The sequence below is a fragment of the Novipirellula herctigrandis genome, from assembly GCA_007859835.1.
GTDB lineage: Bacteria > Planctomycetota > Planctomycetia > Pirellulales > Pirellulaceae > Novipirellula_A > Novipirellula_A herctigrandis.
In genome coordinates, this window is record SJPJ01000001.1 from 6,512,859 (window position 1) to 6,538,806 (window position 25,948).

Here is a 25,948-nt window from a genome sequence, read left to right on the forward strand (position 1 = left end):
GCTAAATCCAATATTTGTAATACAATACGACGATCGCGATGGGCTTGTTCGCGACGAAATCCTACCTAGCCGAAACCTTCCCCTACAAAAAGTTGATACAGATGCAACGAATAATGTTAAAGACACTGTTAGTTGGCGTCCTTGGCCTCGGCGTGATGAATGTTTCCCACGCCGTGGAGCGAGGGATCATTAACAACTCGCAAAGCCCGCATGTCAAACTGAAGAGCGTCGACATCGGTGATTGTCAGTGGACCGAAGGCTTTTGGGCGGACAAGTTCAAGCTTTGTGAAGAAGTCATGATGCCGCACATGGGCATGATTCTCAAAGGGGATCGTGGGCACGCTTACAACAACTTCAAAATTGCTGCAGGTCTTAAAGAGGGCAAACATGAGGGGACGAATTGGCACGACGGAGATTTCTACAAATGGATGGAATCGGCCGTCTATGTTTATGCCGTTAACAACGACGAAAAAATTGACAAGGATCTCGACGAAATTATCGAAGTGATCGGAAAGGCCCAACAGGCCGATGGCTATTTATCGACTCAAATTCAACTTAGCGACATTCCCGCATGGTCGAATCGACAATCCCACGAACTCTATAACAGCGGCCATTTGCTAACGAGTGCTTGCATACACCACCGTGTTACCGGGAAGACCAACTTTCTCGACATCGCAATCAAACATGCCAATTACCTCTACAACACATTTCAGCCTCAGCCGAAAGAACTTGCTCGTTTTGGATTCAATCAAACTCAGATCATGGGATTGGTCGAGTTATACCGAACGACGAAAGACAAACGCTATTTGGAACTGGCCGAGATCTTTATCAATATGCGGGGCAAGTCGAAAGTCGGCCCCGATTCGACTGCGAATTTTAAAACTATTGGTGACATGGTTCAGGAACGAAAGCCACTGCGCAAGGAATCGGAAGCGGTTGGTCACGCGGTGCTCGCGTTATACTTTTATGCTGGCGCAGCGGATGTCTATGCCGAGACGGGTGAGAAGGCATTGATCGTTGCACTCGATCGACTATGGAACAACGTCGTCCACAAGAAAATGTATATCACCGGGGCGTGCGGACAGACTCACCACGGTGCTTCGAGTCGTGTCGACATGGTTCACGAGGCATTCATTGGTGAGTACATGATGCCGAATCTAACTGCCTACAACGAAACATGTGCAAATATCTGTAACTCGATGTTCAGCCATCGGATGCTTGGTATTCACGGCGAGGCAAAGTACGCGGACATTATGGAACTAGTGATGTTCAACAGTGCTTTGTCAGGAATCAGCGCTGATGGGATGTTATACATCTACTCCAATCCGCTTCGCGTGCTTCATGGTGCGCGTGACTACTCGGCTCTTTCCACCGAGACGCCTGACCGTCAGCCGTACCTCGATTGTTTCTGCTGCCCGCCCAACCTTGTTCGGACCATCGCACAGTTGTCCGGATGGGCTTACAGTTTGCCTGAAAACGGTGTCGCAGTGAATCTGTATGGTGGCAACAAGCTTCAGACTCAACTACTCGATGGATCGGAGATTGAACTGAAGCAAGATTCTCAATACCCATGGGACGGTGTCGTGAATATCACCCTCCAAAAGTGCAAAGATACGCCGTTTGACATGATGCTGCGTATACCCGACTGGGCGGAAGGCTCACGATTAGCGGTGAACGGTAACGACGCCAACGTTGCACTAGAACCGGGGACCTTTGCCACAATCAATCGCGTTTGGAAAGCCGGCGACGTCGTGACACTTGATATGCCGATGGAGGCCAAGTTGGTTGTCGGGCACCCTCGCATCGAAGAAGTACGCAACCAAGCGGCCATCAAACGCGGCCCGGTCGTGTACTGCGTCGAGTCGCCGGATCTGCCAACGGGCACCGACATTCTCGATGTCTATTTGCCATCGGACGTTCAATTGACCGCTCTTCAGGATGACAATCTGCTCGGGGGACTTACGATGTTAAGTGGTGCTGTGATGCTGCGTGATGAGCAAACAGAGGACATGTATAGCTCGCTCGAGCAGCCACAGTGGAAGCATGTTGATGTTAAGTTCGTTCCTTACTACGCTTGGTCCAATCGAGGCCAAAGTGAAATGACCGTTTGGATTCCAATTGTTTGGAAGTAGATACGCGTGTCATCGCAGAACAGGGATCGAAACGGGTCGCTGATTTGTTTCAAAGCTCGCTTTTGCTGCGAGCTTTGGCTTGTTTTGATGCCAAGGTCGTGCGCAGTTCCTGCAACCGCGCACTGAATTCGGGATTGTTGGCAAGATTGTGGCGTTCGTGGGGGTCGTCGGTCAAATCATAAAGTTCTTCGCCGCCAAGCCATTTCCCGTAACGCCATTTCTGGTTGCGAATCGCATAGCCAAGGCCACCTTTTCGGCTGACGACACTATAGGCGTAAGACTTGGAACCACTCTGACTAGGATCCTGCAATAACGCCGCGATGGAAGTTCCTTGAAGATGATCGGGGGCTTCGAGGCCTGCGAGTTCGCTGAGTGTGGGGTAGACGTCGACCAGTTCGACCATCGCATCGGAACGACTACCTGGCTGAGTCATTCCGGGGACGCGAACAATAAACGGCACTTTCGCGCCGATGTCAAACAGCGTCACTTTTCCCCAGAGGAAATGATCGCCTAAGTGATAGCCATGGTCGGATGTGAATACGATAATGGTGTTTTCCCAAAGTCCTTGTCGTTTGAGTTGGGCGAACACTTTTGCGATCTGTGCGTCAACAAACGAGACGCAGGCGTGGTACGCCTGCATGAATTCCTGCCGCCTTAGTTCGTCTTCTTTCCCTAGTTCAAAACCGAATTCGCGGTAGCGACCGTTGATCGCATCGCGTGGGATGTTGTCCCAAAGGTTTGGTTCATCACGGTGGAATTGGATCTTGTCGGTTGGATAGAGATCGAAATAGGCGTCGGGTGCCAGGAAGGGGACGTGTGGCTTTTGAATGCCCAATGCAATGAAGAACGGTTTGTCACCGTAGCTCTTTTCTTGCAACCATGTCACCACTTGGTGAGCATTTTTTCCGTCCCGATGTTGTTCATCACGAAGCCCGCTTCTCCCATGACCGGGCGGAGTTTGTGCGTTTAGCGGAGCCATGACCTGCTTGCTGATCTTTCGCCAATTTCCACGGTTTCCACCGCGATCAACGGGGCCATGCTCTGCCTCAAAGCGTTTCTTTGCTTCCGTGACGATAGGCAATTCGTCGTTGTCGAACCTTTGGCATTCGTTCCAGGCGATCTCACCGTGGTCATGCCGTGATGTATGAAAAACTTTTCCCACACTCGCAGTCCAATAGCCGTTTTCTTTGAAGTGTTGTGGCAAGGAAACGGTGTTTGGACGTGTTTGGCGAATATCCGTCGTGTTGTTGAGGACGCCTGTTGATTCGGGATAGAGACCATTGAGGAACGAAGCACGTGATGGCCCACATACCGGGTATTGGCAAAAAGCCCTTTCAAACGCCATTGCATCTTCGGCGAACGCCGCAAGTGTTGGAGTATGAATGTCTTCATAACCAGACGTCGAAACGTGAGTATTTAGGTCGTCGCAAACAATAAATAGTACGTTCGGTGGGGCATCTTCTGCAAACACGGAGGTCGCGATGCGAAGGACAATAGCTGTGTAAAGAGTAACCTTAAATAACAATTGCATGGTCGGGGTCCCATTGATCTGGATGTGTGAACTGCTTGCTGCGATCGTTAGATTCTGATGAGCGAGATCCGTAAAGATGAGGACCGGCTCAATGGTAAAAGTCACTAAAGTTCTCGAATTGAAATGTCTTTGAACCGAGCTTTTAACTCACTCTTGCTGTGAAGTTGTAGGGCGATATGTCCCTGTATGCCAACGCGATGTGCTTTGTGGTCAGTGTCGTCAAGCACTCCGGCACCATCGTAGTCGGATGCCACTTCGCCGTTGACGATGCATTTGATGTGTGTGCCCGTTGCGATGATTTCCATTTCATTCCATGTTCCCTCGCCGTACATAAGTTTTACGTTTGGGTTGGTTTTGGCCGCAGGGATGTTGTGATCCCCTTTTGAAAGCAGCGGGGAAATCCACTGCTTTGTACCACGGGTTTCGTCGTAGATTAGGCCCGCACGCATGGGGGTTTGGGGGTGAATGTCGAGTTGAGGTCCGTCGAGCCAACCGGCCTCCTTGTCGTAGCGACTGCGAATCTGGACTCCGCTGTTGCCACTGGTGTTTTTGTAGATCTGGAACTTTAGTCGCAAATGAAAGTCGGCAAACTCGTCGTCTGTCATTAGCCATACATAGTTGTGTTTGCTGTCACCGATGGAATCCACAAGGATGGATTCCTGATTGATCGTCCAGTATTCTTTGTTCTTGTCTTCTGGTCGGCACTGCACCGACCATCCGGCAAGATTTTTGCCATTGAACAATGGCGTCCAGATGTTCTCCTCCGCATGAGTCGTAATCGAAAACATGATGCTGATGATGAGCGTAAAGATCATTTTTCCGTACATTGGGATTCTCTCTTGGTTTGAGTTCCTCGAGCCATTTTGCTTGACGCGTCTTGCACCGTTTTCTTTAGGGTGCCGTGAAATCACCGAACGGTCGGTTCTTAAATTGTTTCAAAGCCTTACTGAGCCCTTTTTGCATCCGTTGCGAAACCTCAGGGTTGTGTTGGAAAACATTTTCGTTTTCTTCAGGGTCTGTCTGCAAATTGTAGAGCTGGTCGGGTTCAAAATAGTGTGGGTTTTTCTGTGATGCGTGGTGGCCCAAGTGGCCGTTGCGAGTCAGGTAGGGACGATCCAGCGGTGCATCCTGGTTATTGAACGCCGGGAACTTCTTTCCTGCATCAATGCGACGCTGCAACTCCTCAGGATATCGCACCGCGATGTACTTCCATTGTTTCGTCTTGACGCACCGCGAATGCCCCATTTCGCCAAATAGCGTTTTGCGTATTGGTTGTTGGTCGCCAAATATCGCCGACTTGAAGCTTACTCCATCCACCGAGTACTCGGTGGGCGGAGCGATACCACACAGATCGAAAATCGTCGGGGGGATGTCAATGTTCGCCGTTAGACCGTCGTACGTTGTCCCCGGTTTGATTTGACCTGCCCACTGTATCAACATCGGCACTCGCATGCCGAAGTCGTGAAGGGTTGCCTTGCCATGACGATAGGAACCATGGTCGGGAACGAAGATGATCAAAGTATCCTTCGCCAGACCAAGTTGTTGCACCTTGTCGATAATGGCACCCACACCATCGTCAAGCCATAGTGCATACGCTTGGTTGTCCTTGAAACCAGCTTCTCGATTTCGTTTCAAAACGTCTGCACGAGAGGGCAATACATCGAAACCCTCCTCTACAAAGCCTTCCCCGGTCATGCGAGGGTCAGCGCCGAGCGAGAACTTGTTCGACCATGGCGCGGGCCCATGGTGCAGCGTGGTAGAGAAATAGAGAAAGAATGGATCGTCTTGGTGCTGGTCCAAAAACGTCAACGCCTTGTCCACTGTCCAGTCCAAGTTGTGCACATTCAACGCATCACATCGCAGTTCCTTCAAATTGGCTGCGTATACACCATCGACGAAGTCAAAGCCAAAGCGGCGAATCGCGTCGCACCATTTCTGGTGATTGCGATGCATCTTGGCATTAACCTTCGGATCACGCGGATCCGCTTGCGCGGGGTATGTTTCAAGTCCCGCCTTGGACCAATTGCCGTTGATCCAATCATGGTTGACTAAATGGCTCTTACCGACGAATCCGGTTTTGTATCCATTCTGTTGAAGTACTTTCGCAACGTTCCAGCGTTCTCGTTCCAACTCGCCGATGTTCTCGACTTGTGTTTGGTCCCCCGGCGGGTGTTCCAGAAGAAAACGTTCACCTTCACACCGTCCGGCATAGCGGCCTGTCAGGAAACTGTAGCGTGACGGTGAACAAACGGTTGAGGTGACATTGAAGTCGCTTAAGTACATCCCGTCTCTCGCCATTTGGTCAATTCGAGGCGTATGGACCTTCCCACCTAGGAAACCAATCGAGTCCCAGCTTTGATCATCCGTGATGATCAAAACGACATTCGGTTTGTCAATCGCCCAGCAACTTCCTGTGATAGAAAGCCACAAGGCCAATGCAATGCTCGTTTTCATAGGTGGTTTTATTGAATTGCTTTGGTGATCAGAAGGTCGGACATCCGGTTCGCGAAGGGACCGGCGGTCGTCGCATTTGGTTTTCGTTTGTTGCCATAGAAATCGGTATCGATTTGATAGGAAGCTCCGTCGGGCATCACAAACGGTAGATTGGGGGCTTTGGCCACACCTAGGGTTTCCGTCGTCACGATGTCGCATGTTTTTGAAGCCCATGTCTCATCGAGCTTGAGACGGAGGTGAATGCCATCCGTTCGATGCACCAACTCTAGCTCGGGGTCCCCATTCGATAAAATCATTGCATCCGTTTCATGCTTGGATGCTTTTGCGCCATGGACGAAAATATTGTCGGTCATGAAGACAGGAAGCGTTGCCTCGTCATAGGCCTGCAGACCATGACCAACAAAAATATTATTGAAGTAGCGGTCATCACCGCTCGGGTTGCCGTGAAGATCCACGACCTCTGTGGAGTGAGCTTTGTGGTAGGGCGTCTCTCGTCGTTCATTGTGCTTAACGGTGATTTCACCGGCAAACAGATTGTGAACGAAGGCACCGCCGCACGAATTAACATTCACAGATACTGGCGAAAGGAGAAGGTTGTTATCGACGAGGAAAGGGCCGTGATTGACTTCGACGTAAAGGTCCCGGCTGTTGTCATGCAGGAAGTTTCGGGTGACACGTGTCCCTTGTGTCATCCAGTCGAGCCAGATTCCCAAACAGGTATTGTAAATATGATTATTGCTAATAAGGCAATCGATAGGAGCGTGGAATTTGATGCCCGCCATTTCGGCCCCACCAAAGAGTCGGCGTACATGGATGTCGTGGATGGTGTTGTCGGTAACGGCACTGAAAATGGCTCCCATGCTGCCGACAATTCCTGATTGTTCACAGTGTGAAATGTGATTGTTGCGAACGATGTGGTGACCCACATTGTCCTTCGCCCAACCGTTTTCCAAAGCACGATTGATCGTCTCGACATAGCCTTCCGCTGTGTTCTCCGATGTGTTGTCAAACTCGTCGCCATACTTCCCAAGCGTAATACCTGTGCAAGTCGAATGACGTATTTCGTTGTCTTCGATGATCCACCCTTTGCTCCAATGAGTTCCAACCAGACCAATTTGCTCTGCGGTTGGCGGTGCCCACGGCGTGGCGGCATGCATCATGGAAAAGCCACTTAGCGACAGGTAGTCAATTCCTGGTTTGCTAGGATAAAAAACTGCTTGCCGAACGTTGATTTCAACTTCGCTTTCGTTGGGATTGATTTCCTTGAATTGTGCCAAGATGCGGGTGTTGGTGGCGTCAACTTCTGCAAACCACAAACCGTCTGTTTGTGGTTGTTTAAAAACGACACAGAGCGTACGGTTTCCACTGGCCGGCTTGATCTGGGCGACGACAGAGGTCCATTCTTGCCATCCACCGGTTCTTGGAACCACGCACGAACCCAGCAGTTCTCCCTCCGGTGAATCCTGACGCAGCTCGACAATGCTCCCAGCAACGATCGCTGAAACACGCAGTTCAACTTGCTTTGTGCTATTTCCAAAGTGGAATTCGTTGAATTGAATCCAATCTCCGTGATCAATCCAGCCAACGCATGATCCTCCCTCGGAACATTCCGCCGTCTCAACGCCATGACGAGCCGAAGCTTTATCCACGCTTGTCTTTTGGCCGTTTTTGGGACGTAACCAAGCTAAATTTAGAAGGTATTGCTCGGCCTTTTGGTTGTTTTCACCGAACGGCTTTAATACGTCCTCGATGCTTGCCGCTTCAACGAGCCAATGACTGTTTTGATAGACCGCGCCGGTGTGGTGCGTCTGTTTCATCGGTCGGAACCAGTCGCCATGAATCACGTCGCTATAGGGATTGAACGTTCCGAAGAATTCGTTCGGGATGGTGGCCTCCCAGGTGTCGTTTCTGACTTTCTTCCAACCCTTGATGACCTCGGATCCCTTGATTTCAACGTGCTCGCCTTCCGCAGCCTGAAAGACGATTCGCGTGTCATCCGATGTTCCACCGCGCGGTGGGTCAATGCGTTCTCGGTAGACGCCTTGGTGAACCGTGATCACATCGCCCGGCTTCGCCTGATCCGCCGCGTGTTGAATGGTGCGCAGTGGACTCTGGAAAGAACCGGCATGAGCATCGTCGCCGTCAACGGAAACATGTATGGTTTTGGCGCACAATGGTTGTGCAACCAGAGTCACGCTGGCAGTGAAAATGATCGCAATGGCTGTATCCAGAAGGTCACGTGTCATCTTGTTTGTCTTCATGAAAGGGGTGTGATTAATCAGATGCTATTTAGTTTGCCATTGAAACGAATCGCCTTCAACGGCAAGTTTTCGACGTGAGTTGGGGGTGCCCGTCGGAGCAAACGTCTTCGGAGCGGCGGCTCGTAGTTCCTGTTTCACGGTTTCGTGACCAGCAACCGATGCGAGGTTATCCCATTCATTGGGATCCTTTCGAACATCGTAGAGTTCCTCGGTGTCGTCGCTGTAATGGATGTATCGCCACTGCTGATTGACGATGGCAAAACCCCCAGGATCCAAATAGGGAACAAGCACGTTCCGATCGGTTGCAGTGGACGGATCACGAAGCACTTGGGCAAGAGACTCTCCCTCGAGGCCTTCGTCGTCTGGTAGGTCGCACATCTCCACAAACGTTGGGTACATGTCGATCAAGCTGACCGTTGTATCCACCTTCGCAGCTGGTTTGATAGCAGGGCCTGACCAGATAAACGGCACGTTGGTCGTTCGTTCCCAGAGAGTGTGTTTTCCCCAATCGCCTTTCTCGCCGTGGTGATAGCCATGGTCGCTCCACAAAACAATCACAGTGTTGTTGCGATGAGGGCTCTTTTGAAGCGTCTTCATCACGCGGCCGAGCATCGCATCGGCATAGGACACGGCAGCCAAGTATCCGTGAACGGCGTCCTCAATGGCCCCCAATTCCTCAAGTCGTGCGTGATGCGCCCTTCGTCGGTTAATTTTTGCTCGGCGAATTTTGGGTGGCAAGTCATCCAGATCGTCGGCCTTATATTCGGGTGCCTTGACTTGATCGGCGTCATAAAGGTCGAAGTATTTTTTGGGCGCATAGTTGGGGAAATGAGGCGTGTAGAGTCCAACGGCAAGGAAAAACGGCTTGTCGTGTTCTCGACGCAACACATCGCATGCCCACTGAGTCCGAATCGTATCGGCCATCTCTTCTTCTCGATCATTCGGTACTGCTCCCCATTCCAAAAAGAACCGGTTCGCGGGAACGCGTCCCAAATTGTAGATGCTATTTGGGTAGGGTTGCGGAATCGGCGTGCCGTCGCCCCAGGAATCCAGATCCCAACCCCGTTGCTTCTGTTCGTCGGTTCGCACAAAGAACTCATCCCATCCTCGCAGATCGACATAGCCGGCCGGATGATGAAACAATTTGCCAGCGCCAAACGTCGCGTAGCCGCCTGCTTGGAAACTCGCTTGCAGAGGCCGAAGTTCCGGGTGATCGTGGAAATAGACCTCGTTCGTGTAGCAGCCGGTCGTGGTCGCATACCGTCCGGTGAAGATCGAACTGCGTGAAGGAGCACAGAACGTGCCCGCAGTATGAGCATTCGTGAACACAACGCCTTGTTTAGCCAACTGATCCATATTGGGCGTGATCGCTTGATCGTAACCAAGCGGCCCAACCCAATCGCATAAGTCATCGGTCGCAAAGAAGATGATATTTGGTTGTTCGGCAGCGGACGCGGAAAGCGTCACGCAGAAAATGACCGCAACTAACGGCGTGCAATATTTCATGGTATTTCCTGTATCGTTGAATTGCCTAATAGAACGTCGGCACGACAAGTCATGGCAACTTCCAAGATATCCCCAAATTCGGGCGGAGTGTTTCAATGGTTGTCGTCTTTGGGAAAGGTCCCTGGTGTATTGCCCATCTGCAATTCCAGAGTGCCACCGTTTGCGATGTCGGCATGATGGAACCAGACTTGGTCGATCGCTTTACCGTTGAGCTTGACGCTTTGGATGTACTTGTTGTTCACCGAGTTGTCTTTTGCGATGATCTTAAACGTCTTGCCGCCAGGCATCTGGATTTGCACGCGATCGAAGATTGGACTTCCAAGATCATAGGTTGGTATACCGGGGGTAACCGGATAGAATCCCATCATCGAGAAGACGACCCAAGCCGTCATCCCGCCGCCATCTTCGTCGCCGGGGATTCCGTGGATGGTGTCATTGAACCATGCGTTGAGCAGCGATCGAATTCGCTTTTGTGTCTTCCAGGGCGACCCCATGCGGTTATAGAGGTAGGGCGTGCTAAAACTTGGTTCGTTGCCCATGACGAATTGACCAACAAGTCCAGTCGAGTCCGGATACTTGAACCAAAATTCGTACTTGCTTCGATCCAATCCTTCACGGAACAACTGATCAAGTTTTGCTTCGGCCGCTTCGCGACCACCCATCAATTCGAACAGTCCGTCAAAGTCATGAAGGACATCCCAGTTGTAAGTGAAAGCGTTATTCTCATCGAAGTACGCACGTCCGCCTTGTCCACCGCCAAATTTGGGGTCAAACGGCTCAACCCAGTTGCCTTCGGCATCCTTGGGCCACATGAACCCCTTCCCCGAATTCCACACGTTCTTGTAGAAATCGGCTCGCTTCATGAATCGATCGTAGTCGTCTTTTTTGTCCAACGTTTTAGCCAATTGGGCGATACACCAATCGTCATAGGCCGTACCCAGGGTGACTGCGACCGATTGACGGTTCTCGAAATGGTGAACCAACGGTTCGGTTTCTTTTGCTTCAGGGGGCAGCGAAGGAAAATAGCCGTGTTCGTGATAGAAGTCATCGAGCGAACACTTCGGTCCATTGCGCCATGGCAACAACGTGGCTTCAAGGGAGTTCTTGCGCAGGCCGTCGTAAGCTTTTTCTAGATCGAAGTCCTTGACTCCTTTGAACAGACAGTCCGCTATCCATCCCGCCGCATGGTTTCCGTTCATGCAAGGGTTGTCACCCCACAGAATCGCGAACGAAGGCATCCAACCCGACTGTTCGTACATCCGAACATAGGATTGGATTTGATCCGCTTGCATTTCGGGATTCAGCAGTGTGTGAAGTGGCTGATGGGCGCGGAAACTGTCCCAAATCCAATTGTCGACGTAGAACGGGCGATCGTCTTGATGGACTTGATGGTCGGACGCACTGTAATAGCGTCCGTCTTCTGTGACGCAGATCATCCGTTCATAAGTACGATAAAGCGATGTGTAAAAGACTCGCCGCTGAGCATCCGTTCCTCCTTCGGCTTGGATCTGGCCTAGCACCGTATTCCAACGCGACTTTGCCTGTTGCTTGATCGTCTCAAAATCCGATGCTGCGATTTCTTTCTCGAGGTTTCGTTTCGCCTGATCGACGCTGATGAACGAGATCCCATAGCGAAGTTCTAGTGACGAAGCGTCGGTGTGAATCTTAAGTCGTTTCTTGTCTTGTCCGCTGACTTCCATTTCGGCCGCTTGGCTCCATTGTCCATAGACATAGGCTTTCATGTCGACGAATTGTTCCTCGCCGCCAAAGGTTGTTTCGCTGAGCGGTTTGAGATTGCCCGGATAGAGATTTGCGATTCGTACAACGGCTTCACCCCGGGACGCTTCACCTTTTGGGGCTTCATTTTTGGGAAAGGTGAACCGAAAGAAGCCACACCGTTCGGTGGGGGTAAACTCCGTCCGGATTAGCGACTCATCGAATCGAGTTGAGTAGTAATAAGGCGTTGTCTCCTCTTGGTCCCATGCCGCGGGTTTTGCATCCTCGCCAGGCATCACTGAGAAGAGTTCACCATTACGGTGAGAGATAATGGTCAAGGGGAATGCTCGGATCTGGTCGTCCAACTGGTCTTTTCGCAGCGGATACATCCGGACCATGCTATTGGGAAGATGGACGGTTGGACGGGTCGGTTGCAGGAGCGTGCCAACACCTCCGATCGTAGGGTCCACCCACTCCACCTGAGCGTAACAGGGAAGGGAAAAAGTTCCCCAGAGGAGAACGGCGACAAGCGATACCGATTTGATGTTCATGTGTGTTTTGTTGTTGAATTAGTGGTCGGTTTGTTGATAGAGGTTTTTGTCGACGACGCGTTCGCCACGAAGCGTTTCGGCTGCTTTGCCGGTTAGCCACAAGAAATGATCGGAGGGCAAACCTTCGTTCGTTAGAAACTTCGAAGGTGGTTGGTTCGGAGGCGGATGGTCGGTGCACTTAAAGATCGCCGTTGCCTCATCCACTTCATCGAACATTGCCACGTAGATCATTTTGGACTCCGCTTCGATGGCCGTCGTCAACAGGTTCCAGTAAAAGGCACCTTTTTGACGTGGGTTTTGTCCCAACGGATGACGCCCGTCGAATTCATGCCGACTGAGGTTGAACCAACTGAAGCCGGGATAGACGCAAGGTGCATAGTCCACACCTTTTGCATTGCACCAAGCGATGTCCGCGCGGATTTGGGTGTCATATCGCTGCATCTCGTTGTGCAATAGTGAGGTGAACCGTTGCACCATCCACGGCATAACGATGTCTGCTTGTTCGATTAATTCATGAAGATAGGGATCGCTGGTGCAGTCTGATTTGAGTTCGCGAAAATAGGTCGGTACACCGAGCATGATGCTGCAACCACCATATTCGGGATCGTTCTTCAAGAAGTCCAGTAGGTTCTCGACTCCGATTTTTCGGATGTCGTAGGGACGATCAGGAAAGCCAATACCCCAAATCGCAACGAGTGGTTTGCCATGGTGGTACAAGTAGGTTTGGTCGGCACCCTGATTGGTCAATTTCAATTGGTCGACCAGTTCCTTCCAATCTTCGATAATCGACGAGCAGTCTTGTCCAGGCCTCAAGCCCGACAAGTCATACATTGTGGCAATCGCACGTCCGTGTTTTTGCGACGATTTCAAAGCATTGCCAAGGATGATTCGCCCCCGACGCCGACTCCGCTCGTTACGAGTGACATCAAAGAAACGCTGCATGAATACGCCATCGATGCCATATTCTTTCATCCACCGGAAGTGGACGTCGACGGTGCTGGCATCCCAGGAACTAAATACTCGTGCCGGCGTTCCATCGTCAAGTTTGAACGCGGTTGGATAAGTCTTTTCGTACTCCGAAACATCGGGCCAAATGTCGATCGTGCAGTGCGCTGGATCGAATTTTCTGGCCGCGCCGTAGTGCCCCCATCCCTGGCCTGAACCGTCACCTTCGGCGCGAAACCAGCCTTGATAGCCACACATGATACGACCCTGGTAAGACGTGAATTGCGATGTGGGACTGTGTTTGTTCGGACTGGCTCCAACGCTTGGCTGCGCACATGCTTCGCTGGAAATGGCTGTGCACGAAATGGCGGTGGCAAGCACTAATCCGAATAGGACTTGCAGCGTGCAGTGATGCAGGAAGATTTTGGTCATGGGGAGGGATTTTAGGTGGGTGGTGGGAATGCAGGGCGTTTGCTTGGCCCCACGGATTTGGCGAGGGAAAGCTTTGACTCTGACAGCGACCGTTTTTTTGCGTCGCAGTGGTAGCATGCCGGTAACATCTCCACATCTGCTTTGGCGAGGATTTTCATTGTAGTCGATGGGCGGTGCAGAGAACAGAAACCTGATTTGTGGCACCTGGGTGGAACGTCTCGTGCCGCGTGAAGTCCTTCAATGTGACCTTTGAGTGGTAGGCTTGCGTTTCCAAGCGTCGAACAGGGGTCTGGGGTTTTGGGATGTCGCGTTGGTTCATTTTCTCCATCATGAGTTTTGAAAAAGCGAATGCGAAGGTTTGTGTTTTAACGGCTGGTTTTTTGCTTTAGGACATTGCCATTCCGCGACGGGCGCCCGCCGGTCAGCTCACTGTTTGGCGAGGTTGCCGTGTTTGGCGTGTAGCCAATACGCGAAGATCTGGGATCAATGTGGACGGTTGATATGGTTAAATAGCCGTCAACGCGATTTGAGTACGGTCAATCTAGATGAAGATTTCAAATAATTTCGGAAAGAGCTCTGTGCCTACTGATGCGAGATCTTGGTGCCGTGGATTCGAGACGATGCCGAAAACCCCAAGATATGCCGAAATAATTAGCCGGCTGAGCAATGTCAAGGAAACACGATGCGAGTTTCATCGGTTCTTCCACGAGTTTGGCAAGTTCAAAAATTGAGAGAGCTTAGCATCGAGTACTATTTGGTTGTCCGGTTTCCTTTGAAGCTTGCTGAGTACTTTGTGTCGGGTGTTTGTGTCTGAAATGCGTCTTGAAGGCCCAACGAAATCGGCCATCGGATACGACTCGCAACAACGGCCGGCGTAAGTGCGAACGGGGGGCAAGACGTTTAATCCGACATCTGTTAAATTTTCGTTATCAATGACGTGGACTTCCTTCGAACTTGCGTTCGATTCGTGGTGGGAAGGCGTCGCTGCCCGCACCTTGCCCCGAAAGTAATTTGAATCATGAAGAACAAGACCTTTCCCATTTTCCTCGCCTTCTTGGTTATGGGCGTGGCTGACGCCATGGGGCCGATGTCCGACGCCATTGAAGAACAGTTCAATGTCAGCAAGCTGGTTGCCACGCTGTTGCCATTTTTTGTGTTTCTTGCCTTCGCTGTGTTCAGTGTTCCCGGGGGGTTATTGGCAGGTCGGATCGGTAAGAAAAACCTGCTGTTATTGGGGCTTGGCCTTAACGCGGTGGCCATGTTGATTCCTAGCGTTGTTTCGCCCGGATTTGCATTGTTATTGGGATGTATCTTTGTCCTCGGCATCGGTACGACATTCCTGCAAGTCGCGGGGAATCCGATCATGCGAGATGTTAGCCCAGAGGGCACGTACAGTCGCAACCTTAGTCTTGCACAGGGTATCAAGGGATTGGGAAGCGCGTCGTCCGCTTATTTGGTGATTGCGGTTACTTCGTTGACGCTGTTCCAATCGATGGGGTGGCGAGGTTCGTTTCCTATCTTCTTTGTCTTGATGGTGGTGGCATTTGTGCTAGTCGCGATGATGAAGGTTGACGAAGCCAAACCGGATGTTCCGCCCAGTATTGGCAGCAGTCTGAGCCTATTGAAACAGCCCGTATTTCTAATGGCAGTGCTCGGTATTTTCCTCTACGTGGGAGCCGAGGTCTGCATGGGGCGATTTCTGAAGCCAGCGCTGACTCAGCTTGGTTTTTCCGATGAGCGTGCTGCTTTCATGGGGCCGACGAGCTTCTTTTTGATTCTGACCGTCGGCCGATTGCTCGGTGGTGTGATTCTATCCTTCCTTAGTCCCCAAGTTTGCCTGCGTGGTTCGGCTTTATTGGGCGTTATTGGTGGGGTGTTGTTGATGACCGGATCGTCACCTTTGGCCATCCCCGGCGTTGTTTTGGCGGGCTTTGGGTTCGCAAACATTTGGCCTTTGCTGTTCTCGATCACGGTGGAAGATCAGCCAGACCGTGCGAACGAACTGAGTGGATTGATGTGCATGGCAATTTCAGGTGGGGCGTTTGTACCACTGGTGATGGGATGGCTTGGCGATTTGGAATGGGGAGCAACTGCTTTTATCGTCCCCGTCATCTGTTTCGCCTACCTGTTCATGATTTCGCTGCGACCAGCTCATAAAGCGGATACAGCACAAAGCTAGTGGTGTCGCCGTTCGCTGTGACTATTCGGCCCACGTTTTGGTTGTCCGAAACAGTGGGCCTACGCGATGTCGTTTGAGTATGAACCAAGATCGAGCCTTGTTTTTTGGTTCATACTTGAAAGAACACCGGCATCCGCCCCATAAACCTTCCCTCACCTTAAAAATGGTCCCTTTCAAATGAATTACGATACTGACGAACGAATTGTATTGACCCTCGATGCAGGCGGAACCAATTTCGCGTTTTCAGCGATCCAACGCGGAAAAAAATTGGGCGAGTCCGTGATCCTGCCAGCGGAAGCGAACGATCTAGATGCCAGCCTCAATAATCTGATTTCCGGTTTCCAAAAGTTGATTGATCAGCTTCCCCAGCGACCCGTTGCGATTAGCTTTGCGTTCCCCGGGCCTGCGGATTATCCCCGTGGCGTCATCTACAATGTCGGTAATTTGCCAGCCTATAAAGGCGGTGTCGCGATCGGGCCGATGTTGTCCGAACACTTCAAAATGCCCGTGTATCTGAACAACGATGGTGATCTGTTTGCCTATGGCGAAGCAATTGCCGGATTGCTGCCGGATGTGAACCGTCGGTTAGAAGAAGCCGGCAGTCCGAAGCGTTATCAGAATCTATTCGCCGTCACGCTGGGGACTGGTTTCGGTGGGGGAATTGTTTTCAACGGTCAATTGTTGACTGGCGACAACTCAGCGGGCGGCGAGATTTGGACTGCTCGCAATAAAGTCCACCCTGAAGCTTTCGCAGAGGAAGGCGCCAGCGCTCGTGCCGTTCAAGGAGTCTACGCTAACGAAGCCGGAATTGATCCGGCAACCGCACCGACGCCAGCGGAGATTTTTGAAATCGGCATGGGGCAAGCAGCTGGCAATCAAGCGGCCGCGAAAAAATCATTCGAAACCTTGGGCGAAGTGGTCGGCGACGCCTTGGCAAGTGCAATGATGCTGCTGGACGGTTTGGCCGTGATTGGTGGCGGATTAGCAGGAGCCGCACCGTTGTTCATGCCACGACTGATGCAGGAAATGAACAGCACGATGAAATCGTACAGCGGTGGCGAGGTAAATCGATTGAGTCAGAAAGTCTACGATCTGACCGACGACGCACAGTGGCCTGAGTTCCTAAAGGGGGAATCAAAAGAGATCACGATTCCTCGCTCGGACCGCAAAATGAAGGTTGATCCTCTCAAGCGAATTGGCGTGGGAACATCGACGTTAGGCGCCAACCTAGCGACTGCTATCGGTGCCTATGCATTCGCGTTGCAACAAATGACGGAGTAGTTTTGTCGGCGACACTTTAGCTGAAAGGAGTGTCGCTCACGCCTTCCCCCCGCCACTGCCCTCCCCCGCTTGGCATCGATTTGGCCAAGAGGAGGGTGGCAAGTGACAAACCCAAGCAAAGGTGAATCATTCAGCCGTGAATGAGTACTCGCCTGAACCGACCGCGTAGACCGCATAGCCGTCTTCGCTGCGAAGATACTTGACACCGGCGGCTTGGGCGGCAACCGAGTCGCCTTCGCGAACGATTCTCGCATCCGTTGTCGGAACATGAACGGTCGCCGTTGTGTTGGCAGGTATCGTGACGTTGAGTTCAATCCCATCGGCCGATCGTTTCCATTGGCTTTCAATCATGCCTCGGATGGAATCGTAAGAGCCGTGGGCTGAATCAAGTCCTTGGCCAATGCGTGCAATTGTGGGGTGAATGCGAATCGTCTTGAATCCAGGACTAATCGTATCAATCCCGGCGAACACAGCCTGCACCTCGCGGCAAGCACGATGTCGAAACTTTGGCGACTCAATCGCAAGCTTCCTGTTCTGCTTCGCCCCTTCTTGGGCGAAGGAATGAATGTGCCGCTTGGAATGGGGCAGGTGGCATCCAACCGATCGCCTTAGAAGGATCGGGAAAGCAGTTCTGGATACTCGTCATGCACCTTCACAATTAGTTCGCCAAACAAGGTGTTTGCCCAGGCAAACCAGTCGCGAGTGTAGTCTGCCGGATCGTCCTTGTTGAAAGCTTCGTGCATGAATCCGGTTCCTCCATGAGTATTTCGTAGCATGGTAAGGCACTCGAAAATCTCTTCTTCGGACGTACTCGATAGTGCCCGTAAAATAATTCCCATTGGCCAAATACGAACCTTGCCGGTGTGCGGGCTAGCTTGTCCCGAAGCGGCGGTTCCGCGTAGGAAGTATGGGTTGTTTTCGCTCAGCAAGAACTTTCGGGTGCGAACGTACAAAGGATCGCTTGGCTTGTGGACTCCCAAATAGGCCAACGACATCAAGCTTGGGACGTTTGCGTCATCCCAGAACGCCGCGTTGCCAAAGCCGTCGACCTCGTAGGCATAGATCTTGCCGAAATCGAGATGCGAGACAACCGCATACTTATCAATCGCGGCTTGGACTTCATCCGCGAAAGCAGTGCACTCGGCCGCGAATGCGTTGTCTTTTACATGCTTGCTGAAGATGGTCGCCAATTGTCGTAGCGATTGGACCGCAAACAAGTTCGATGGGATCAAGAATGGATACAAACTGCTGTCGTCACTGGGGCGAAACGCCGAAACAATGAGACCCACTGGGTTTATCGGGCGGCTTGTTCCGTCGAACGGTGGCGCGTCCAACATGCGAGACGTTTCCCGGGTAAAGCGGTACGGCGTTGTGTCATCTTTTCGTTGCTCCACACGCAGGGTGCTGACCACCAATCGCATTGCCTGTTGCCACTCGTCGTCGAAAATAGAGGCATCCCCCGTTTCTTCGTAGTAAGCGTTTGCTAATCGAATCGGGTAACACAGTGAATCGATTTCCCATTTGCGTTCGTGAACGCCGGGGATCGGAGCCGGGCGGTCGCTGGCCCAGTGCGACGGCCTCGTCATGTCCTTGTAGAATGCGTTGGCATATGGATCGAGCAGGATGCACATGTTTTGGCGATGGACGAGTCCCTTCACAAGGCGGCTGAGTTTTTGGTCGGCTTTTAGATAAGTCAAGTAAGGCCAAACTTGCGCCGTTGAATCACGTAGCCACATCGCATCAATATCACCGGTAATGATAAATGCATCTGGCTTGCCATCGATCTCTTCGTAGTCCACGGTTGTATCGAGCGTATTGGGATAGCAATTTTCAAACAGCCAACCCAATTCGGGGTCCGCGATCTTGGCTCGTACCTTTTTAATCGTTTCTTCAACCGACGGACTCGTGAAATGCCGTTGATCTGGGGCAGGACGCTTGCTGATGAACTTGGTGACGCCCGCTTCGGTACCAGCTGCCTTGGCCACACTTCCACTGGCAAACGCTAAAGTCACGCCGGCGGCAGTTGTCAACGCTTCGCGTCTGGAAACCAACTTTGGATTGTTAGTGGTGTCACGAAAATTGAGTTTAGATGTCATGAGGGTTAGCTTTCCTGGTTTGGGCGAGAGGGCATGGGAGAGGTGGGATGACTGTAGTTCCGCACGGCAGCGATGGAAACTACATCAAATTTACGATGCGCGGAAGTGGAAGAATGACGTGAACACAAACGTTTTTCGAACACAGTTGAAGGTATGTAGGATCGATTTTTTGATCGGATTCAACCGTCCGATTCGATACATTGATACGAGTCTTCGTCCCTCCTCATCGCTGTGACTTTTCGTTACAGCGGTGTTCCGTCGCAGCGAAGGGAAGGCATCGGCTCAGGAGGATTGTCGATCTGTATGCTTGTTGATCGATTTTCGAAGACGCAAATGCCATCACGGTGACTTTAATCAAGGGATCTTTTGACTGGGAATAAAAATCCTAAAGAACACTACGTTCGCTTGCTGAAGCGAAGTTGTGATGCCAGTGGCGATTAGAATGTGACCTGACGGGCTAACGCGATTTTGTGATTGGTGATTGACGCAGCTCGTGGCCGCTGCGATTCTGTTTCCACCTAATGTTGTTTACCCATCCAACACCCTTGAAAAGGTTAGTTTGTTGATACTTGCATTCTCCCAACACTCGTTGGCATCGTTTTGCCGATCGGCGATAGCGGTCTTTGCGTTTGTCGCTTCCGTAGCGTCACCCTCTTTCTTGGGTGCCCAGCAAGTTCGCCAATCCCCCGACTTGACGACGCCTCGCGATATCGAACGTACTGGTTTCCAGGAGTCACGAGCCTACGACGTTCGTTCGGATCTGCGTACTGACTTTGTCATGGCCTACGGGATTGATCGCTCGCTTGGAGAGCGTTTGGCCCGTTGGCAGCAAGCGGGTTACGTTCCTCAAGTGATGACGGGCGTTTCGTGGGGCAATTACCAAGATTATCTTGACGGCGAATATGACGGACGAAAGCACTGGGACGAAGGTCAGGTAGGAGCCAACGGGAATAAAGTCTCGCATGGTGAGCGTGTTCCCTATATGGTTCCATCGGTCGCGTTTAGCAATTACCTCAGCGAAGGTGTTAAACGGGCGATTGACGCAGGTGCGGTCGCTGTTCACCTTGAGGAGCCTGAGTTTTGGGCCGGCACCGGATTCTCCGAAGCGTTCAAACGTGAATGGCGAATTTATTACAAAGAACCGTTCCAGCGTCCCGATAGCAGCATCGATGCTCAGTACCGTGCCAGCAAGCTGAAATACTACTTGTATGCTCGTACTCTCGATCGAATTTGTTCGTCGCTGAAAGAATACGCATTAACAAAGTATGATCGCGAGGTTCGGTTCTATGTGCCAACCCATAGCTTGCTGAACTATGCTCAGTGGGAGATTGTCAGTCCCGAATCGGCGCTTTTGGACCTGCCTGCCATCGACGGATACATTGCTCAGATATGGACTGGCACTTCGAGAACCGAAAACACCTACGAAGGCATCCGAAAGGAGCGAACTTTCGAAACGGCCTACCTCGAATATGGCGTGATGCAAGAACTGGTTCGTGGAACGGATCGTCGAATGTGGTTCTTGCACGACCCAATCGAAGACAACCCGCGTCACGATTGGAACGACTACCGAACCAACTACACCCGCACGCTCGTCGCATCGCTGCTGCATGCGGGCGTTTGGCATTACGAAGTTTGCCCGTGGCCCAGCCGTGTCTTTAACGGGCGTTATCCGAGTCGCAGTCCAGATGCGACCAAAATCCCCGCTGAATACGCCACCACGCTTTCGGTTGTTTTTAATCAACTCCGTGATATGGAGCAAACGGAAGTCGCCTATGACACAAAGTCGACCGAGGTGGGAGTCTTCTTGTCCGATTCAGCAATGTTCCAACGAGCCAAGCCTGCGTTCACGACCAATGTGACGAAAGATCCCAGCGATTCGACGCGCGCGTCAACGTTGGAACTTGAAGATTTAACCGGCTTCTACGGGCTGACACTACCTTTGACCAAGCATGGTATTCCCGTTCGTCCCGTGCAACTTGATAATTTGATTCGCAGTCCTGGGTATCTGAGCAATATGAAGACGTTGGTGCTCAGTTACGAATTCATGAAGCCAATGACACCGGCGCTGCACCAAGCTCTCGCACAATGGGTGTGGGCAGGTGGCAGCTTAGTTTATGTAGGCGCAGACACGGATCCATTTAACCAAGCCAATGATTGGTGGAACAGCGGTCCGGCTCACTATGAAAGTCCCGCTGAGCATCTCTTCGAGACTCTTGGGATGGGCCGTAATCCTGAGGTCGGTGTCCATCAAGTCCAACAAGGAAACGTCACAATCGAGCGAACGCACCCGGCATTCTATTCGCGTTCAAAAGAGAATGCCGACCAGTATCGAGCAGTCGTAAAGGCAGCGGTCCTGGCCAGTGGTGGTGTTTACGAGCCCAAGAATTACATCCGACTGCAGCGTGGTCCGTATCTAATTGCGGCAACTTACGATGAATCAATCAGCGAACAACCGTTGCGGATCGAAGGTAACTACGTCGACCTTCTCGATGCCGACTTGCCGGTGTTGAATGAAGTTGTCGTCGAGCCAGGTCAACAGACGTGGTTGTTGGATTTGGATCGCGTCAGTGGTCCCGACGTCATGGTGTTAGCCGCCGCGGGGCGCATCGAAAATTGGATGGTCGACGAGACACAGGTGCAATACGAAATCACCGCACCGGCGGGCACCGTGGCAACGACTCGGCTGCGCATCAGCAAATTGCCGAGTGACGTTTTGGTTGACGATGTGCCCTGCGAAGACTTTCACTGGGACAGCGATTCGCGGACGCTGCTTGTTCAGCATTCTGCAGGGCCGGAACCCGTCTCGGTTACCATCATTTACTCGGCAAATTGACCGTCGAATCTATCGGTGTCTTTGCCGCTTTCCGTTATCGGAAATCGCTGGTACCTAATGGGGGCCAGCGATTTCTCGAAGCCTTGGCTTCGAGATCTGCTCGCCGTTTTGGACACGGTGGATTTTTGGAGAACCGCGGTCTTAATCTTCCTCTGCAAGGTTTCTGAAAGCAAACAATCAGGGGCATCCGTTCACACGCTGCGGCGGAACGAGTCCCGTTTTGACGCAATTTCGCAGGGAATTTGTAGGCACGCATTAAATGGGGCCCGGTAAATGGGGCCCGGTAAATGGGGCCCGGTAAATGGGGCCCGGTAAAAATCAATTGCTCCCCGATAATGCATTCACTTAACTCATCGATTGCAGCGGCGCCGTCGTGTAAACTAGTTGCACAAGTTCGAGGACTGGTTCCCGCGCAATTAACGCAATGATCAAGGCAAGGGAGCTTCTTGTGAACTGATTCTCTGTTACATAGTGTCAGGTAAGTAGTGTCAGGCATTCCGATCAAAAGTTGGCTTCCATGAAACGACGAGATTTTTTCAACAAGAGCGCCACCGGAGCGATTGCGGCTGGCTTGATCCCTGTGTCCTCTCAAGCGGCCGAGCCGTCGAGTTCATCCGGCGAGCGAACGTCTGATCAATGGCTCCAGCTCGGCACAGGGCAAATGGGGCTGCCCGATCGGAAGAAGACGGTGGACGCGGATGTGGCTGTTTTGGGAGGCGGGCTGGCAGGCATGTGTGCTGCGGTGGCCGCTGCACGAAATGGTGCGAAAACAATTTTGGTTCAAGACCGATCCGTTCTTGGTGGAAACGCATCAAGTGAGATTCGGGTTCACGTCAATGGCGTTACTCATCTAAGGCCAAAGGGGATTCCCGAACGTGAGACAGGGATAATTGAAGAGATCCTTCTGCACAACCGTTTCCATAACGCGCAGGAGTCGTATCCGGTTTGGGATCATGTGCTTTACGATTTCGTGACCCGCGAGCCTAATCTTGATTTGATGCTCAATACGCAGGCGATCGAAGCAGAAATGGCTGGTTCAACGATCGTAGCGGCACGTTGTTGGCAAATGACGACGGAAACGAAAATTACGATCAGAGCAAAACAGTTTATCGATTGTTCGGGCGATGGATTGCTGGCAGCGACCGCCGGTGCGCTTTACCGAACCGGACGAGAGGCGTCGTCGGAGTTTGATGAACGGTTTGCACCCAAAGTCGCGGACGGATGGCAAATGGGAGCATCGCTGTTGTTGTCCACAAAAGACATGGGCAAGCCAATGCCCTATGAGCCACCGTCCTACGTGATTAAATACGAAGCGGAAAAGTCGCACCCAAAACGAAAGATTAGCCCTTACGAAGGTGGAATTTGGTGGATCGAACTGGGTAGCGAATTCGACATCATCGCGGACCAGGAAAAGAATCGGCACAAGTTGATGGGCTATTTGCACGGTGTTTGGGACTATATCAAAAATTCCGGAGAGTATCCTGAATCGGCGAATCATGTCCTCGATTGGGTCGGCACGCTTCCTGGACGACGTGAGTCACGTCGTTTCATCGGAGATTTCGTTCTGTCCGAAAAAGATCTTACCGAGCACCGGCATTTTGAAGACGCCGTCGCGTATGGTGGGTGGTCGCTTGATGAGCATTGCCCCGGTGGAATTGAAAACCTTGAGGACCCTCCGAGCTATTTTCACGACCACTTTTCGAAGGTTTATGAGATCCCATTTCGAAGTCTGTATTCCAAGAATATCTCGAATCTTCTATTCGCTGGAAGAAACATCAGCCAAACGCACATTGCCCTTTCTTCATCGCGTGTGATGGGAACTTGTTCTCTGATGGGGCAGGCGGCCGGCACGGCGGCCGCGTTGTGCGTGACAAAAACTATCCCGCCCCGCGAACTTGCACAGCAGCACATCAACGAACTGCAGGAACGATTGCTGCGAGACGACGCGTTTATCCCCAATCGACCCGCGAATGACGACGCGGATTTAGCCAAAACAGCGAGTCTGATTTTTGCATCGTCGACGATAACCGGAGACGCGGCTCTACTTAACGATGGTGTCTCTCGCGATGTCGATGACCAGGTTCATCATTGGCAATCTGATGGACTTCCGGCGGAAGTGCAACTCGAATGGGAACATCCGGTATCTCTTTCGAAAGTGGAAATAAAGTGTGACACTAACGTGAAACGCAATATTTTGATGCGTAAGGATTCAAGAGTGAGCGAGACATTTACCAATACCGTTCCAGAGGAATTGCTCAAGGCGCTTGAAGTGGAGGCTCGCGTCCGTGGCAAATGGGTTAGTGTTGGTGCAGAAGAAAAAAACCGAACGCGTTTGATCGGATTTCAGTTTAAGCCTGTTGAGGTAACGGCTATTCGAATTCGCGCAAAAGAAACCTACGGTTGCGAGAATGCAAAACTCTTTGAAGTGCGGTGCTACGCCTGATGCGTCGTCTTATGGAAATCTCTGCGGTGATGTTGACCGCGGTTGCCGGAATGCTCGTTATGGGCCACTATCCCGTTTTGGGTCGGCATGCGTATGCCGCTGATGTGACGAAGATTCACAAGCAGCACCACGTGCGACTGAAACACCCGGGATTGAAGACCACCGAAGGAGTGGATTGCCTGCTCTTGGAAACACGCGATCAAACCGATCTGTCCCAAGAGTATTCTCTAATCGTTGAATCTGTTTTTTGTGCGGACCATTTATGTAAAATAGTAAAAGTGCGGATATTTTTGGATGAACTGGGACGTTACACTCGGTTCAATTTGGAACCTGGCACGGAGCTCGAAAAGGCAGAAGGGAAACCGTTTTCGGCTACGGACTATGACCAATTGCATTGCGTTCTCGGCGACCGAAACACCACGATGTGGGATCTCAAGTATGAAGAAATTGCCGGGTATCAGGATGTCGTCGCCCAGCCCGATACGGACTTGGACGGCATGTCCGGTGCCACCAAGTTACTCGATGAGTCCAAGTATGTAGTTGGCGCTGCATGGACTTGTTACACCCTGTGGCACTGGGTCAATGGGGGAATTGGACCGGTCATTCGAGGCAAGACCGCCGAGGCCAGCAACCGACGAGAGCTCAGGGCATATTTGCGGGACGGAAGTGAAGCTCACAAACAGTTTGCTCTTGAACAACTAATCGAGCGTGACGCGTACGATGCCGAATCGCTTGACGCAATCAACCAATTGATTTCCGTTGATGATTTAACATTGCAAAAGTTGCTAATCAAGTACGCGGAGCATGCGACAGCCGATCGTTACTTTTCGATGATTGAACTGTTTTTCTCGTCCGAGAATCAAAAAATGCGTCTGAGGAGTCTTCGTTCCTTGTTGGACTCAGAACACTCGCCCTCGGCAAATGTCTATGCAAATTTGGCGAAGCAAATTTCCCGTTCGGTGTCCTATCAAGAAGTTGCTCTCTTTGTGGATCTCGCAAGTAGTCGAGAGAAAATGTCTTCGCCAGTCATCTCTGAATTGGTCAAGCTATTAGAAAGCGAAAATTTGCTTATCGCTCGAAGAGTTTATTGGGCTCTTTGTGAATGTGCTCTTTCTGGTACAGAGAACGCAAAGCTAGAGGCGTTTCGGAAACGACACTCGGATATCCTTTAGCAATGATCGGCTTCAACGACCCGCATTTTCGAGCGGATCGAGCGAAGGCTTTACAGTCGCATGTCGTGTGTCCAAGAGGCTTTGCTTCGTTGACAGTCACGATTTCGGTTTTGACACGACATCTTCGACCCAGCTTCGTGCACGCATCATGGTTGGGAACCCGATGGTTGGGCCAGTAAGAATGGCAACGTGGCGAAGGTCGTCTGCGGTGCAGCCTGCTTCGAGCGCCTTTCGACAATGCGAATGGGCTCCGCCTTCCAAGGCTGCGCCGATCGAGATGCCGAGTTTCACTAACGCAATCTCGCGTTCGGATAACGGCCCTGATTCACGCGTTGCCTTGCCGAATGCTTCATAGGCTTGCATCAACTCGGGGTGGTCGATGTGCATTTGTTTGTATGGTTTCGGAATCATGGAAA

Annotated in this window: 17 protein-coding genes; 7 read left to right on the plus strand and 10 right to left on the minus strand. The window is 51.6% G+C overall.

Annotation, left to right across the window (positions count from 1 at the left end; all coding sequences use genetic code 11):
• Positions 1 to 101: 101 nt before the first annotated feature.
• A complete protein-coding gene (locus CA13_RS23810) occupies positions 102 to 2,132 on the plus strand; it encodes a glycoside hydrolase family 127 protein (protein WP_146400941.1) in 2,031 nt (676 codons plus the stop codon).
• A gap of 49 nt (positions 2,133 to 2,181) precedes the next feature.
• Here CA13_RS23810 and CA13_RS23815 read toward each other — a convergent pair whose 3' ends face one another.
• From CA13_RS23815 to CA13_RS23845, 7 genes are all read right to left on the minus strand, one after another.
• Complete coding sequence (locus CA13_RS23815; RefSeq protein ID WP_146400943.1) at positions 2,182 to 3,768, minus strand: sulfatase; 1,587 nt, start codon at positions 3,766 to 3,768, stop codon at positions 2,182 to 2,184.
• A complete protein-coding gene (locus tag CA13_RS23820) occupies positions 3,768 to 4,490 on the minus strand; it encodes a 3-keto-disaccharide hydrolase (protein WP_146400945.1) in 723 nt (240 codons plus the stop codon). The genes CA13_RS23815 and CA13_RS23820 overlap by 1 nt, the downstream gene beginning before the upstream one ends.
• Positions 4,491 to 4,554: 64 nt before the next feature.
• Entirely contained in the window at positions 4,555 to 6,117 is a 1,563-nt protein-coding gene (locus CA13_RS23825) for a sulfatase family protein (protein ID WP_419194742.1), read from the minus strand.
• Between the two features lie 8 nt (positions 6,118 to 6,125).
• Complete coding sequence (locus CA13_RS23830; protein WP_146400949.1) at positions 6,126 to 8,363, minus strand: carbohydrate-binding protein; 2,238 nt, start codon at positions 8,361 to 8,363, stop codon at positions 6,126 to 6,128.
• A gap of 39 nt (positions 8,364 to 8,402) precedes the next feature.
• A complete protein-coding gene (locus tag CA13_RS23835) occupies positions 8,403 to 9,884 on the minus strand; it encodes a sulfatase (RefSeq protein WP_146400951.1) in 1,482 nt (493 codons plus the stop codon).
• A gap of 92 nt (positions 9,885 to 9,976) precedes the next feature.
• Positions 9,977 to 12,151, minus strand: a complete 2,175-nt coding sequence (locus CA13_RS23840; RefSeq protein WP_146400953.1) for a GH92 family glycosyl hydrolase — start codon at positions 12,149 to 12,151, stop codon at positions 9,977 to 9,979.
• 18 nt (positions 12,152 to 12,169) lie between these two features.
• Positions 12,170 to 13,528 carry a glycoside hydrolase family 99 protein gene (locus CA13_RS23845; protein WP_419194743.1) on the minus strand — a complete coding sequence of 453 codons (1,359 nt, stop codon included), beginning with the start codon at positions 13,526 to 13,528 and terminating at the stop codon, positions 12,170 to 12,172.
• A gap of 682 nt (positions 13,529 to 14,210) precedes the next feature.
• On the opposite strand from CA13_RS23845, the gene CA13_RS35555 reads away from it, so the two are divergent.
• The 3 genes from CA13_RS35555 to CA13_RS23855 all read left to right on the plus strand — a co-directional run bounded on the left by CA13_RS35555 (position 14,211) and on the right by CA13_RS23855 (position 16,988).
• Positions 14,211 to 14,342, plus strand: a complete 132-nt coding sequence (locus CA13_RS35555) for a hypothetical protein (protein ID WP_419194744.1) — start codon at positions 14,211 to 14,213, stop codon at positions 14,340 to 14,342.
• A gap of 204 nt (positions 14,343 to 14,546) precedes the next feature.
• A complete protein-coding gene (locus CA13_RS23850) occupies positions 14,547 to 15,707 on the plus strand; it encodes an MFS transporter (RefSeq protein WP_146400954.1) in 1,161 nt (386 codons plus the stop codon).
• Between the two features lie 177 nt (positions 15,708 to 15,884).
• Complete coding sequence (locus CA13_RS23855) at positions 15,885 to 16,988, plus strand: ROK family protein (protein ID WP_146400955.1); 1,104 nt, start codon at positions 15,885 to 15,887, stop codon at positions 16,986 to 16,988.
• Between the two features lie 126 nt (positions 16,989 to 17,114).
• On the opposite strand, the gene CA13_RS23860 is transcribed toward CA13_RS23855, so the two are convergent.
• Positions 17,115 to 17,459, minus strand: coding sequence for an alpha-L-rhamnosidase C-terminal domain-containing protein (locus tag CA13_RS23860; RefSeq protein WP_419194745.1), 345 nt, complete (start codon positions 17,457 to 17,459; stop codon positions 17,115 to 17,117).
• A gap of 137 nt (positions 17,460 to 17,596) precedes the next feature.
• Positions 17,597 to 19,084, minus strand: coding sequence for a glycoside hydrolase family 125 protein (locus tag CA13_RS23865; protein WP_146400957.1), 1,488 nt, complete (start codon positions 19,082 to 19,084; stop codon positions 17,597 to 17,599).
• Between the two features lie 562 nt (positions 19,085 to 19,646).
• Between CA13_RS23865 and CA13_RS23870 the strand changes: the two genes are divergently transcribed.
• From CA13_RS23870 to CA13_RS23880, 3 genes are all read left to right on the plus strand, one after another.
• Positions 19,647 to 21,917, plus strand: coding sequence for a hypothetical protein (locus CA13_RS23870; protein ID WP_419194746.1), 2,271 nt, complete (start codon positions 19,647 to 19,649; stop codon positions 21,915 to 21,917).
• A 517-nt stretch (positions 21,918 to 22,434) separates the two neighbouring features.
• On the plus strand, positions 22,435 to 24,360 hold the full coding sequence (locus CA13_RS23875; protein ID WP_146400958.1) for an FAD-dependent oxidoreductase: 1,926 nt from the start codon (positions 22,435 to 22,437) through the stop codon (positions 24,358 to 24,360).
• Positions 24,360 to 25,532, plus strand: coding sequence for a hypothetical protein (locus tag CA13_RS23880; protein ID WP_146400959.1), 1,173 nt, complete (start codon positions 24,360 to 24,362; stop codon positions 25,530 to 25,532). Before CA13_RS23875 ends, CA13_RS23880 begins: the two co-directional genes overlap by 1 nt.
• Before the next feature lie 96 nt (positions 25,533 to 25,628).
• Here the strand turns inward: CA13_RS23880 and CA13_RS23885 are convergent, their stop codons facing one another.
• On the minus strand, positions 25,629 to 25,943 hold the full coding sequence (locus tag CA13_RS23885) for a carboxymuconolactone decarboxylase family protein (RefSeq protein WP_419194747.1): 315 nt from the start codon (positions 25,941 to 25,943) through the stop codon (positions 25,629 to 25,631).
• Positions 25,944 to 25,948: the final 5 nt, after the last annotated feature.